The sequence below is a fragment of the Desulfoscipio geothermicus DSM 3669 genome (assembly GCF_900115975.1).
GTDB classification, from domain to species: domain Bacteria; phylum Bacillota; class Desulfotomaculia; order Desulfotomaculales; family Desulfallaceae; genus Desulfoscipio; species Desulfoscipio geothermicus.
Map to the genome: position 1 here is coordinate 40,061 of NZ_FOYM01000016.1, position 12,944 is coordinate 53,004.

The 12,944-nt window shown below is 54.5% G+C and carries 13 protein-coding genes and 1 tRNA gene; all 14 read left to right on the forward strand.

Going from position 1 to position 12,944, the window contains the following annotated elements:
• Positions 1-61: 61 nt before the first annotated feature.
• The 14 genes from BM299_RS10735 (at position 62) to BM299_RS10805 (ending at position 12,853) form a co-directional block, all read left to right on the forward strand.
• On the forward strand, positions 62-1,939 hold the full coding sequence (locus tag BM299_RS10735) for a TIGR03960 family B12-binding radical SAM protein (protein WP_092483851.1): 1,878 nt from the start codon (positions 62-64) through the stop codon (positions 1,937-1,939).
• A complete protein-coding gene (locus BM299_RS10740; protein WP_165608274.1) occupies positions 1,914-2,591 on the forward strand; it encodes a TIGR03936 family radical SAM-associated protein in 678 nt (225 codons plus the stop codon). The genes BM299_RS10735 and BM299_RS10740 overlap by 26 nt, the downstream gene beginning before the upstream one ends.
• A 30-nt stretch (positions 2,592-2,621) precedes the next feature.
• Positions 2,622-4,316, forward strand: a complete 1,695-nt coding sequence (locus tag BM299_RS10745) for an Rne/Rng family ribonuclease (RefSeq protein WP_092483855.1) — start codon at positions 2,622-2,624, stop codon at positions 4,314-4,316.
• A gap of 183 nt (positions 4,317-4,499) precedes the next feature.
• The gene (gene rplU, locus BM299_RS10750) at positions 4,500-4,811 is read left to right on the forward strand and encodes a 50S ribosomal protein L21 (protein WP_092483857.1); all 312 of its coding nucleotides are present in this window, start codon (positions 4,500-4,502) and stop codon (positions 4,809-4,811) included.
• Between the two features lie 18 nt (positions 4,812-4,829).
• Entirely contained in the window at positions 4,830-5,102 is a 273-nt protein-coding gene (gene rpmA / locus BM299_RS10755; RefSeq protein WP_092483859.1) for a 50S ribosomal protein L27, read from the forward strand.
• Between the two features lie 291 nt (positions 5,103-5,393).
• The gene (locus tag BM299_RS10765) at positions 5,394-5,951 is read left to right on the forward strand and encodes a Spo0B domain-containing protein (RefSeq protein WP_245779735.1); all 558 of its coding nucleotides are present in this window, start codon (positions 5,394-5,396) and stop codon (positions 5,949-5,951) included.
• A gap of 92 nt (positions 5,952-6,043) precedes the next feature.
• Positions 6,044-7,309, forward strand: coding sequence for a GTPase ObgE (obgE, locus tag BM299_RS10770; RefSeq protein WP_092483865.1), 1,266 nt, complete (start codon positions 6,044-6,046; stop codon positions 7,307-7,309).
• Between the two features lie 13 nt (positions 7,310-7,322).
• Positions 7,323-8,438, forward strand: coding sequence for a glutamate 5-kinase (gene proB, locus BM299_RS10775; protein ID WP_092483867.1), 1,116 nt, complete (start codon positions 7,323-7,325; stop codon positions 8,436-8,438).
• Positions 8,439-8,517: 79 nt separating this feature from the next.
• Positions 8,518-9,153 carry a nicotinate-nucleotide adenylyltransferase gene (gene nadD / locus BM299_RS10780; protein WP_092483869.1) on the forward strand — a complete coding sequence of 212 codons (636 nt, stop codon included), beginning with the start codon at positions 8,518-8,520 and terminating at the stop codon, positions 9,151-9,153.
• A 96-nt stretch (positions 9,154-9,249) separates the two neighbouring features.
• Positions 9,250-9,516 carry an RNA recognition motif domain-containing protein gene (locus BM299_RS10785; RefSeq protein WP_092483871.1) on the forward strand — a complete coding sequence of 89 codons (267 nt, stop codon included), beginning with the start codon at positions 9,250-9,252 and terminating at the stop codon, positions 9,514-9,516.
• A gap of 147 nt (positions 9,517-9,663) precedes the next feature.
• On the forward strand, positions 9,664-10,257 hold the full coding sequence (gene yqeK, locus BM299_RS10790) for a bis(5'-nucleosyl)-tetraphosphatase (symmetrical) YqeK (protein WP_092483873.1): 594 nt from the start codon (positions 9,664-9,666) through the stop codon (positions 10,255-10,257).
• Positions 10,258-10,328: 71 nt separating this feature from the next.
• Positions 10,329-10,685, forward strand: coding sequence for a ribosome silencing factor (gene rsfS, locus BM299_RS10795; protein ID WP_092483940.1), 357 nt, complete (start codon positions 10,329-10,331; stop codon positions 10,683-10,685).
• Between the two features lie 234 nt (positions 10,686-10,919).
• Positions 10,920-10,995 (forward strand) — tRNA-Ala (locus tag BM299_RS10800).
• Positions 10,996-11,188: 193 nt separating this feature from the next.
• Positions 11,189-12,853, forward strand: a complete 1,665-nt coding sequence (locus BM299_RS10805; RefSeq protein ID WP_245779732.1) for an AMP-binding protein — start codon at positions 11,189-11,191, stop codon at positions 12,851-12,853.
• Positions 12,854-12,944: the final 91 nt, after the last annotated feature.

Below are 12,944 nucleotides of genomic sequence, written 5' to 3' on the forward strand. Positions count from 1 at the left end.
ATAAATAATGTTATTTATCTTGGGAAGGTATTTTAAAGGCAATTTTTGGAGGAAAGTATAAATGGACAAACAGCTGGAAAAAATATTGCGCCGGGTGCAAAAGCCGGGCCGCTATGCCGGAGGAGAATGGAATGCCGTGCGCAAGGACTGGAGCAGCACTTACATAAAAATGGCCTTCGCCTTTCCCGATGTCTATGAGGTGGGCATGAGTCACCTGGGCATGCAGATTTTATACGGTGCGGTGAACGAGCGCGAGGATGCCCTGCTGGAAAGGGTGTTTGCTCCCTGGCCGGACATGGAGGAGCAGATGCGCAAAACGGGCCTGCCGCTGTTCAGCCTGGAATCCCGCAAACCGGTGCGGGATTTTGACATTATAGGATTTACCCTGCAATATGAACTGAGCTTTACCAATATACTGAATATGCTGGACCTGGCCGGTATTCCCCTGCGCACGGAGGACCGCGCCGGGGACGATTTCCCCCTGGTGGTGGCCGGGGGACCCTGCGCCTTCAATCCCGAGCCGCTGGCCGAGTTTATTGATGCCTTTGTGCTCGGCGAGGGGGAGGAAATCGTCAATGAATTGCTGGACGCCTACCTGGAATCGCGCCGGCGGGGCGAGGGGTGGCGGGAAATGCTGCTGCGGCTGGCGCGAATCGACGGAATTTACGTGCCTTCATTCTATGAAGTGGAGTATAATGAAGACGGAGGGATAAAGTCGGTGACTCCAACGGTCGGCGGGGTGCCGGCCCTGGTGAAAAAAAGGGTGGTTGCCGATATTGAAAACGTATATTTCCCCACCCGTCCGGTGGTGCCGGCCATTGAGTCGGTGCATGACCGGGCCATGCTGGAGGTGCAGCGGGGCTGCACCCGCGGCTGCCGGTTTTGCCAGGCCGGCGTGATATACCGGCCGGTGCGCGAAAAGGAACCGGAAACGCTGTTGCGCCATGCCCGGGAAATAATCGGCGCCACCGGCTATGGCGAAATATCGCTTACCTCGCTGAGCACTTCGGATTACTCCCGGGTGCGCCCGCTGGTCAGCGATCTGACCCGTAAGCACGGGGACACAGGAGTAAATGTATCACTGCCCTCCCTGCGGGTGGACGCCTTTTCGGTGGACCTGGCCAAGGAAGTGCAGAAAGTGCGTCGCTCCAGCCTGACTTTCGCACCCGAAGCGGGCACCCAACGCCTGCGGGATGTAATCAACAAGGGAGTTACCGAAGAAAACCTGATGGAGGCGGTTACGGCGGCTTTTTCCGGCGGCTGGCAGGCCATTAAACTGTACTTCATGATCGGGCTGCCCACGGAAACCGACGCTGACCTGGCCGGAATTGTAGAACTGGCCCGCCGGGTGCTGCAGCGGGGTCGCGAACTGGTTACAGCCAGGGGGCGGCTGAAAGTCACCGTCAGCGTATCATCGTTTGTGCCCAAGTCCCATACTCCTTTCCAGTGGGAGCCCCAGGATACCATGGAAGAGCTCAGGCGCAAGCAGGCGTTCCTGCGCGAGCGGCTGCGGGGCAAGGGGCTGGTGTTCAATTGGCACGATCCCGAAACCAGTTTTATTGAGGCGGTGCTCTCCCGGGGCGACCGGCGCCTGGCCGGTGCCATTGAGGCCGCTTGGCGCAAGGGTTCCCGTTTTGACGGCTGGTCCGAATTTTTTGACCTCAATAAGTGGCTGGCCGCTTTTGATGAGACGGGAATTGAACCGGGGCGGTACGCACACCGCCGTTATAATTACGAAGATATTTTACCCTGGGACCATATCGGCGCCGGGGTCAGTAAAAAATACCTGGTCAAAGAACATCGCCGGGCCATGGACGGGCAAACCACCCATGATTGCCGAGGCGGGCGATGCCCGGGGTGCGGGCTGTGCCCCACCCTGGCAGTCAAGCCGTACATGGCGGGAGGTGAAACCGTTGCCCCGGTACAGGATAATCTATAGCAAAAGGGGACCGGCCCGCTACATTTCACACCTGGACCTGGTGCGCGCGCTGGAGCGGTCCATGCGCCGGGCCGGATTGCCTATCGCCTTTTCCGAGGGTTTTAATCCCCACCCCCGTATGAGTTTTGCCGCCCCTCTGCCCGTTGGCATTGAAGGATTGGCGGAAGTGATGGACGTAGAAATGACCGCACCGGTGCCGCGCCGGGACCTGGCGGACCGGCTGAATGCAGCGCTGCCGCCGGGGCTGGCGGTCAAGGAAGTGCTTGAAGTGGCGGATAATGCCCCGGCGCCCATGGCCGTGCTGGATAAGGCCGCTTACATAGTGCACCTGGATGCTGACGACCTGCCCGCCCCGCTGTTCGAGTGCACAGTGGAGGAATTTCTGGCCCTGGACAAGGTGGAAGTGAGCCGCAGGGGTAAGAACGGCCGGGAAAAAACGCGCGACATCCGGCCCGGGATTATAAAGATGGAGGTGCAGTCCAGGGTTTGCGGTTTGACTATGCGCCTGGAACTGAAAACCGGCAGCGCCATGAACGTGCGCCCGGAAGAGGCCATGACAGCCCTTTTCCGGCACGCCGGCATACCGGTGGACCCGGTTGAACTGGAAATCACCCGGATGAAACTGTTTGCCGGGGACAGCGGGCTGGATTAGTTTTTCATATATAGATTGTGGGGAAAAGAAATGTTTAAAGAGATACTGATTAATGTTGGTGAAGAAGAGACCAGGGTAGCCGTACTGGAAAACAAGATACTGGTGGAAATGTATATTGAGCGTTCGCCCAACCAGCGCCTGGTCGGGAACATATACAAAGGTCGGGTGGAAAACGTGCTGCCCGGTATGCAGGCGGCCTTTGTGGATATCGGACTGGAAAAAAACGCATTCCTATACGTGGAGGACGCTATCCCCGCCCGTGCCCCCGATGCCGGGCAGGGCCAAGGCAACTCGGCCCTGGGTACCAATATATGCGATATACTGAAACACGGCCAGGAAGTAATTGTCCAGATTATTAAAGAGCCCATAGGCACCAAGGGGGCCCGGGTGACCACCCATATTACACTGCCCGGCCGCTACCTGGTGCTGATGCCCACCGCGGAATACATCGGCATTTCCCGGCGCATCGAGGACGAGCGGGAAAGGGACCGCCTGCGGGAAATGGCTGCCCGGATTAAACCCCCGGGCATGGGCGTTATTGTGCGCACCGTGGCCGAAGGGGTCGATGAAGACGAACTGTGCCTGGATGTCAACCTGCTCACCAACCTTTGGCAAAAGATCATTAACCGCTCCAACCACGGTCCGGTCCCCAACTTGCTGCACCGCGATTTGGAACTGGTCCAGCGTATTTTGCGCGACATTTTTACCGAAGATGTGGACCGGCTGATCATTGATTCCCGGTACGAATACGAAAAGATCCTGGATTTACTGGATATTGTCGGGCCGCGCCTGAAAGTCAAAGTTTTCCTGGAAGAGCGCAATCAGCTGTTTGAAGATAACAATGTGGACGTTGAGCTGGAAAAGGCCCTGAAGCGCAAAGTCTGGCTTAAATGCGGCGGTTATATCGTCATCGATCAGGCCGAGGCGCTAACCGCCATAGATGTCAATACCGGCAAGTACGTGGGCACCACCAATCTTGAGGATACGGTGTTGAAAACCAACCTGGACGCGGCGGTGGAAATCGCGCGCCAGCTGCGCCTGCGTAACATCGGCGGCATCATCATTGTTGATTTTATTGACATGAGCCGGGAAGAGCACCGCCGGCAGGTACTGGAAGTGCTGGAGGAGGAAATTCGCAAGGACAAGACCAAAACCAATATTCTGGGTATTACCCAGCTGGGTTTGGTAGAAATGACCAGGAAAAAGGTACGCCCCAGCCTGGCCGAGGTGCTGCAGAAGGTCTGCCCGTACTGCGACGGGCGGGGCAAGGTGCTTTCCGAGGAAACCGTGGGGATCAGCATCAAGCAGCAAATTTACCAGATGGCCAGGCAGACCGCGGCTGAAACCATTTTGGTGGAGGCCAACCCGCTGGTGGCCGCCCGGCTCATCGGCAGCGGGGGGGCCAACCTGCGGGAACTGGAGGCCCGTACCGGTAAAAACGTGTACATCAGGGGCTGCGCGGAACATCATATAGAATCGGTTGCCATGCGCCCGATATACGACCAGGCCGATATCCAGGCGCAAACTTTACCTGTTAAACCGGGGCAGGTGCTGGAAGTTAAGGTCGAAGAACCGCATGTCAACAACTTCAACGACGGGATTGCCCGGGTCAACGGATTTATCCTGGATATCGAAGGAGCGGGCGCCCTGGTGGGGGAAATTATACCCGTGGAAGTCAGCAAGGTGTTCCGCACCTACGCCAAGGCCAAAATGATTAGAACTTAGGGTAGCCGGCTTAACAAACGCTGCAGGGGACCGGCGAAACCGTAAAGCAGCCTTGACAATATTAGTCTTTATGATAAAATACTTGTGTTGTTAATCTTGTTATAAGTACCGCACGGAACGGGTCGCTAAAAGGTAAAACCTTACCCGGCTCCGGCGAGTCCTGTATTAAGGGGGGAACTAACTATGTACGCAATTATGGAAACCGGCGGCAAACAATACAAGGTCAGCGAAGGGGATACCCTGTATATTGAAAAACTGCCGGCTGACGCGGGTGAAACCTATGAAGTAAACAAGGTGCTGGCCGTGGAAAAGGACGGTCAACTGCAGATGGGCACTCCCTTGCTGGAGGGCGCCAAGGTGATTCTCAAAGTGGAAAAGCACGGCAAGGGCAAGAAGATTATTGTCTTCAAGTACAAGCCCAAGAAGAATTACCGGCGTAAAAAAGGCCACCGCCAACCTTTTACCAGGGTTGTGGTGGAAAAAATACAGGCCTGATTTCGGAGGTGAAATAAATTGGCACATAAGAAAGGTGTAGGCAGTTCGCGTAACGGTCGTGATTCCAATCCCAAGATGCTTGGTGTCAAGCGGGGCGACGGTCAGTTTGTCACCGCCGGCAGCATCCTGGTTCGCCAGCGGGGCACACGGATACACCCGGGCAACAATGTCGGCCGCGGGGGCGACGATACCCTGTTTGCCAAGGTGGACGGCATTGTAACTTTTCAGACCAAGGGCAAGGATAAAAAAGTGGTCAGCGTCCGGGAAGTTGAGGAAGCCGCTGTGTCATAACAATAAGTATAAAGTTGGAAGCAGCCCAATACGGGCTGCTTTGTGTTTTAAGGAAAGAACGCAAAAAGGGGCCCCCTTTTACGGGGCCCCTTTTTACGGAGCCTAATAAGCAAAAAGGGGACAGGCACTTTTTTCAAAATACGAAAAAAGAGCCAGTCCCCTTTTTGCCGGTCCCCTTTTTATTCTTCGCCATAATTTAGTGCAAAAATTTAATAATACTGGTATAATGCTTACTATATGCCAATTCTAACGTGATTACATACATGCAAAAGGGGAGAGTTCCCGGTGGATATGGCTAGAATGCTGGAATTATTGTCCTTGCAGCGGCATGATTTTCTCAACCACCTGCAGGTAATATCCGGCCTGCTGCAGTTAAACAAGGAAGACCGGGCGAGGGAATATATACGCGAAGTCACCCGTGATATTGTCCGCCTGAGCAGGGTGGTGCACTTAAAAGTGCCGGAGGTGGCGGCAGCCTTTTTAATCGCCCATCACCGGTTTGCGGACCATGATATAGAGGTGCATTACGATGTGCAGGCCGACCTGGCCGGATGCGCAGTGCCCGGCAAAGAACTGGGCCCGGTGCTGGAGGATGTACTGCAGAACATTGTGGAATACCTGGCTCCGGTGGAAAATACCGAGCGCGACCTGTTTATCAAGATAAACAGGTCGGGCCGGGATTACGAGTGCATATTCAGTTTTAATACCATGTCCGGCGGGCGTTGCTATAATGGCCGGGAAACGATTCAGCGGGTGGAAGAAAGGCTCGCGCCTTACTGGGGTAAACTGGACGGCAATGTGGGCGATCGAAAGTGTCATATAGTAATGTTTCTGCCCGCCGGGGAGTAGAAAAAACGTGGGTTTTTCCGATCAATGCCTGAACAGGCGCTTTAATGAGCATAATATGGGTAATAATTTATCAAAAATTCAGGTGAGTGAGCATGTTTTACGACAGGGCGAGGATTTATGTCAAGGGCGGCGACGGCGGCAATGGTTGCGCCGCCTTCCGGCGTGAAAAATACGTGGCCGAGGGCGGTCCCTGGGGCGGCGACGGCGGCAAGGGCGGCGATGTCATCTTTATGGGTGACGGGGGCCTGCGCACCCTGGTGGACTTTCGCTACCAGCGTCATTACAAGGCCGGGCGGGGCCGGCACGGGCGCGGTAAAAACATGCACGGTCGTACCGGGGAGGACCTGGTGGTCCGGGTCCCCCTGGGCACCGTGATCCGGGCGGAGGACAGCGGTCGGTTGCTGGGCGATATCACCCGGGACGGCCAGAGATTGGTGGTGGCCCGCGGTGGGCGCGGCGGCAGGGGCAACGCCCGGTTTGCCGGCCCGCATAACAAAGCGCCCACCATGGCGGAAAAGGGCGAGCCCGGTGAAGAACTCTGGCTCATGCTGGAACTGAAGTTACTGGCCGATGTGGGCCTGATCGGTTACCCCAATGCCGGCAAATCCACGTTGATTTCCCGTGTTTCGGCGGCCCGGCCCAAAATTGCCGATTATCCCTTCACCACCCTGACGCCAAATTTGGGCGTGGTCAGCCTGGGCGAGGGAAAAAGTTTTGTCATGGCCGACATTCCGGGTTTGATCGAGGGGGCCCACGGCGGGGCGGGCCTGGGGCATGATTTTTTGCGCCACGTCGAACGCACCAGGCTTTTGGTGCATGTTTTGGATACGGCGGGTACCGAGGGGCGTGATCCGTTGGCTGATTTTCAGGTGATCAACCGGGAACTGGCTCTGTATAATGAAGCGCTGGCCGGCCGGCCGCAGATAGTGGTACCCAATAAAATGGATTTGCCGGAAAGCGAGGACAACCTGGCCAGAATAAAGGACGCGCTGGCCGGCAAGTATGAAATATTTCCCATTTCCGCGGTCACTGGAGCGGGGACGGCGGAATTGATCGGGCGCATTTACGATCTTTTGCAGGAAATACCGGCGGAGCCGCTGCACGCGGAAGAACCGGCGGAAGTGGTGCATCATGCCGGCCCCAGGTTTGAAATTTACCGGGAGGACGGCATGCTGGTGGTTACCGGCCGGGAAATAGAGAAACACGTGGCTATGACCGACCTGGACAACGAGGAAGCGGTAGAGCGCCTGCAGCGTATCATGCACCTGATGGGGCTGGAACAGGCCCTGCGCGACCAAGGAGCCAGGAATGGCGACCTGGTGCGGATCAGAGATTTTACTTTTGAATTTGTGGATTAAAGCGGAGTGGATTATGAGTAAAAGAGACTTCAGCCGGATGCAAAGGCTGGTGGTGAAGGTGGGTTCCAGCTCGCTGACCTATGCCACCGGCAAACTTAATATAGAACAAATCGAACGCCTGGTGCGCCAGCTGGTCGACCTGCACAACCGGGGGATGGACGTGCTGCTGGTCACTTCCGGGGCCGTCGGCGCCGGCATGGGTAAACTGGGTTTTACCGCCCGCCCCCGCACCATCCCCGAAAAACAGGCGGCGGCCGCCGTGGGGCAGGGCATATTGCTGCATATGTATGAAAAAATATTTGCGGAATACGGTATAGTGGTGGGGCAGGTGCTGCTGACCCGGGAGGACTTCGCCGACCGGCGGCGCTTTTTAAACGCCCGTCACACCCTGCAGGCGATGCTGGGCCTGCATGTTATACCGGTTATCAATGAAAATGACACCGTGGCCGTGGATGAAATCAAGCTGGGGGACAATGATAACCTGGCCGCGTTGGTGGCGGGGCTGGTGGACGCAGACTTGCTGGTGCTGCTCTCGGACGTGGACGGGCTTTACGACGGTAAGCCTGGGGCTGCCGGGGCCCGGGTGATTAAAGAAATTCATGAAATTAATGATAAGATTGAGGCGCTGGCCGGGGGCGTCGGTTCCAACGTGGGCACCGGCGGCATGGCGACCAAAATTCAGGCCGCCCGCATTGCCATGCATTCCGGGCTGGTGACCATTATCGCCCGGGCGTCGGAAACAGACGTGCTGCGCCGGCTGGTGGCCGGTGAGCCGCTGGGCACGGCCTTCTGGCCCTCGGTTAAGCTGGTCAATAAAAAAAGGTGGATTGCTTACGGCGCCACGGTGTGCGGGCGTATTCACATTGACGAGGGGGCGGTGCGGGCCCTGCGGCAAAACGGTAAAAGCCTGCTGCCCTCCGGTGTTACCGGCGTGGAGGGCAGCTTTGAAATGGGCAATACCGTAAGCGTTATTGCCCCGGACGGCAGGGAAATAGCCCGGGGGATAGTCAATTATTCGGCTATCGAGGTGGAAAAAATCAAGGGCAAAAAGACCGGCGAAATAGCGGCATTGCTGGGCTACAAGGACTACGATGAAATAATCCACCGGGACAACCTGGCCCTGGAATAAAAGACGGTGCCGGGTGTTGAAAGTTGAAAGTTAATTATTGACTTTCAACTTTCAACACCCGGCACCGGAGGAGTTGTACATGTTTAAGGATACCGGTCAAAAGAAAGGCACAAAAAGAATCGGTTTAATGGGGGGAACATTCGACCCCATCCACCACGGCCATCTGGTCACAGCGGAAGAAGCGCGCTGCCAGTTCGGTATGGAGAAAGTCATTTTTATCCCGGCCGCCATGCCGCCCCATAAGACCAGAAAAGGTATTTCCCACCCGCAACACAGGCTGGAAATGACCCAAAGCGCGGTGCGGACCAATTCTTACTTTACCGTTTCGGATATAGAAATAAAAAGGGAAGGACTTTCTTATACCATAGATACGGTGCAGGAAATGCGGGAAATATATGCCGGCTGGGAATTGTTTTTTATTACCGGTGCGGATGCCGTGCTGGAGATTTTAACCTGGAAAAATGTTATCGGACTGTTGGAGCAATGTTATTTTGTGGCGGCCACCCGCCCGGGATTTAAACTGGAAAGTATAGGCGATAAGTTGGACAACCTGCCGGAGAACTGCCTGGCCAGGATCAAGACCATGGAAGTGCCCGCCCTGGCTATATCCTCTACCGAGATCAGGCGCCGGGTGCGCGAGGGCAGACCTATCAAATACCTGCTGCCGGAAGCGGTGGAGGAATATATTTATCAAAAAAGATTATATCAAGGTTAAAAACTTGGCAAAGTTTAATTGTATTATGATTTTTCCTTTTGCAAATAATACATTACACACCACGAAATGCAGTACTGGAAAAGAGGTGATCAATCAATGGCTCGTACACTCTATGTAGGCAACCTTCCGTGGGCAACCAAAGCCGAGGATCTGGCTGAAGCTTTTGCAAATTATGGTGAAGTCTTGGACAGCCGAATTATTACTGACAGGGAAACCGGGCGTTCGCGCGGGTTCGGTTTTGTAGAGGTAAACGACGAGGATGCCGACGGAATGATCGAGGCACTTAACGGCACCGAATTTGGCGGGCGGATAATTACCGTCAACGAAGCCCGGGCCAAAGAAAACAATAACCCAGCTCATTAACCTCCTTAGCGGGAGGTTTTCTTTCAGTGCACAGCGTAATTTAAAAAAAGTTAACGGAGCTATAGGGACGGTTTTAAGGTACGGGGACACACCTCCTTTGGAGGAATGTCCCCAACTAATATATGTTTACGGGGAGAAGAAGATTGTATGGAGGTTTATTTACAGCGGTTAAAGGGTATGCTTGACAGTAAAAGATACGCTCATTCACTGAGGGTCATGGACACCGCGGTGCGCTTGGCCGGCATATACGGCGCCGACCGGGAAAAGGCGGCGGTGGCGGGTCTGTTGCACGACTGCGCCAGGGATATGCCGGGGGAAAGGCTTTTGGCGCTGGCCCGGCAGCACGCCCTGGAAATTACCGAAGTGGAAGAGATTTTGCCGGTATTGCTGCACGCGCCGGTGGGCGCCCTTATGGCCCGGCTGGAATTCGGCGTACATAATATTGCGGTCCTTCGCGCCATTTCCCGGCATACGCTTGGTGGCGTCAGTATGAGTTTGTTGGATAAGATTGTGTTTGTAGCGGATAAGGTGGAGCCGGGCCGCCGTTTTCCCGGTGTGCAAAAGCTGCGGGAAGAGGCGGAACAAAACCTGGACCGGACGTTGTTGCGCTGTTTTGACATGGCTATAAACCTTTCCGTGCAAAAAGGGGAGCCGGTTCACCCCTTGACGGTAATGGCACGCAACCAGTTGATTTTTGCGGTTGAGGTTTCAGAAAAAAAATTCGCTTCTATTGAATTTTAACGTTTTAGCAGGAACTTTTGGCCGGTGCGCGAATATCCATTTATTATAAAGAAAATTGGGGGGACTGCTTGTTGATAATTGAACCACAGGTTCTGGCGCAGGTTGCAGTTGAAGCGGCGGAGGAAAAGAAAGCCATGGATATCACCGTATTAAACATCGGTGGTGTGTCCGTAGTTGCCGAATATTTTGTTATCTGCAGCAGCCGTTCGCCCGTGCATGCCCGGGCTATAGCCGAGGAGATTGAAAAAAGACTTCAACAGCTTAATGTCGCCCGACCCCGTAGGGAAGGTCTGAGGACGGGGCAGTGGGTGCTGCTGGATTACGGTTCAGTGGTGGTGCACATCTTTCAGGAAGAGCAGCGCCGTTTTTACAACCTTGAACACCTGTGGGGGGATGCTCCGGTAGTCAGGTCCCCGATAAGTATTTAATACTTATAATTTTTACATTGACTTTATGGATTGAATATCTTATAATAAGGCTCAGGTTTAATAATGAAAAACATTGAAGGGGAGTAGTAATCCATAGCATTATCCCCAGAGAGCCGCCGGTTGGTGCGAGGCGGTGGGTAATGCGGGTGAACTCGCCCCGGAGTTGCCCGGGGGAAAGCTGTCAAGTACACCGGGCCGGTGCGTGCCGTTAGCACGTTGAGCGGTTAAAGTTATGGGGATGTAGCTCAGATGGGAGAGCGCCTGAATGGCATTCAGGAGGTCAGGGGTTCGATCCCCCTCATCTCCACCACATAACTTTATCAATTAGGGTGGTACCGCGAGTAAACCTCTCGTCCCTAAACAGGACAAGGGGTTTTTTGTTTTCTAATATACCCGTGCCGCCGGCGCGGCAAAATCAGAAGGGTGATATGTTTTACTTTCAAGGCATTGTAGATTCTATATTCTTTAATGCGTTAACTCGATAAAGGATTAGGGGTGACAACATGATTAAAAATTGGGACCAGATAACCATCGGGGACTTGCTGGACCGGGCGGCGGGCCGTTACCCGCACAATGAAGCCTTGGTTTACCCGGACCGGAATCTCAGGTATACATACCGGCAGTTTCAACAGAAATGCAACCGGGTGGCCAAAGGGTTAATGGCTTTGGGGATCAAACGGGGCGAGCATATCGCCATCCTGGCGCCCAATGTGCCGGAGTGGGTGATTTGCCAGTTTGCCAGCGCTAAAATGGGCGCTGTCCTTACAACGGTCAATACCAATTACAAATTATTTGAGTTGGAGTACCTGCTTCGCCAGTCCGATGCCACCACCTTGATTTTTACCGGCGGGACCAAAGAAACTAACTATATAAATATGGTATATGAACTTTGCCCGGAACTTTATGACAGCATGCCCGGCCGGTTAAACAGCAAAAAGCTGCCCATGCTGAAAAATCTGATATTTATCGGCGAAGAATCAATGCCGGGAATGTTTACCTGGGAACAAATGCTGGCCCTGGGTGAGAGAATTTCCGGCGAGGAACTGATAGCCCGGCAGCTTTCCCTGGAGCCGGACGATGTGGCCAACATGCAGTATACCTCGGGTACCACCGGCTTCCCCAAGGGAGTTATGCTTACGCACCGCAACCTGGTGGGGAATGCTTTGGGTATAGGCAAGTGCATGAATTTCAGTCCCGACGACCGCCTGTGTATCCCGGTGCCGCTGTTCCATTGCTTCGGTTGTGTGCTGGGCACTTTGTCCTGTGTTTCTTATGCGTCCACCATGGTAGTGCTGGAAACATTCAACCCGGTCAAGGTTCTGGAAGCGGTGGAGAAAGAGCGGTGTACCGCGCTGCACGGGGTGCCTACCATGTTTATCACCGAGCTGGAGGTGCTGGAAAATCAGCCCTATGACACTTCTTCCCTGCGCACCGGCATTATGGCCGGAGCGCCGTGCCCCATTGAAGTGATGCGGGCCGTGGTGGAGAAAATGGGCATGCGTGAAATAGTGATCACTTACGGCCAGACCGAAGCCGCACCGGGCATTACCATGACCAAGACGGATGACCCGCTGGAAGTGAGGGTGGCCACGGTGGGTAAAGCTCTGGACGGGGTGGAGGTCAAAGTAGTGGACCCGGCCAGCGGAGAAGAACTGCCCCCGGGCCGCCAGGGAGAAATATGCGCCCGCGGTTACAACGTAATGAAGGGGTATTACAAAATGCCCGAAGCGACCGCTGCCGCCATTGACAAGGACGGCTGGCTGCACACAGGTGACCTGGGAATCATGGATGAAAAAGGTTACCTGCGCATTACCGGCAGGATCAAGGATATGATCATCCGGGGCGGGGAGAACATTTATCCCCGGGAAATTGAAGAATTCCTCTATACCCACCCGCAGATCAAAGATGTGCAGGTGGTTGGCGTGCCAAGCAAGAAGTACGGGGAAGAAGTGATGGCCTTTATCCAGTTAAAAGAGGGGGCCGGGGTAACCGATGAGGATGTCAAGAATTATTGCGCGGGTAAGATAGCCCGGTATAAAATTCCCTCGTACATCCAATTTGTAGATAGTTACCCCACCACCGCCAACGGCAAAGTGCAAAAATTCAAGCTGCGGGAAATGGGTATCAAAAGAATATCCAAAGGGGATGGGACAGCGGGGATAGTTTAAAAACTTGTTACCCATAACAAAATATGATAATATAAATTCGGTTTGCGAAGGTGTAAACCGAAAATGCTCCGATTCCTGGTAGATTGAGCCG

Bases quoted from the DNA above. Each gene is read 5' to 3' on its own strand.
- BM299_RS10735 (WP_092483851.1), top strand. From the start codon at position 62: ATGGACAAACAGCTGGAAAAAATATTGCGCCGGGTGCAAAAGCCGGGC.
- BM299_RS10745 (WP_092483855.1), top strand. From the start codon at position 2,622: ATGTTTAAAGAGATACTGATTAATGTTGGTGAAGAAGAGACCAGGGTA.
- rplU (WP_092483857.1), top strand. From the start codon at position 4,500: ATGTACGCAATTATGGAAACCGGCGGCAAACAATACAAGGTCAGCGAA.
- BM299_RS10765 (WP_245779735.1), top strand. From the start codon at position 5,394: ATGGCTAGAATGCTGGAATTATTGTCCTTGCAGCGGCATGATTTTCTC.
- obgE (WP_092483865.1), top strand. From the start codon at position 6,044: ATGTTTTACGACAGGGCGAGGATTTATGTCAAGGGCGGCGACGGCGGC.
- proB (WP_092483867.1), top strand. From the start codon at position 7,323: ATGAGTAAAAGAGACTTCAGCCGGATGCAAAGGCTGGTGGTGAAGGTG.
- nadD (WP_092483869.1), top strand. From the start codon at position 8,518: ATGTTTAAGGATACCGGTCAAAAGAAAGGCACAAAAAGAATCGGTTTA.
- BM299_RS10785 (WP_092483871.1), top strand. From the start codon at position 9,250: ATGGCTCGTACACTCTATGTAGGCAACCTTCCGTGGGCAACCAAAGCC.
- yqeK (WP_092483873.1), top strand. From the start codon at position 9,664: ATGGAGGTTTATTTACAGCGGTTAAAGGGTATGCTTGACAGTAAAAGA.
- BM299_RS10805 (WP_245779732.1), top strand. From the start codon at position 11,189: ATGATTAAAAATTGGGACCAGATAACCATCGGGGACTTGCTGGACCGG.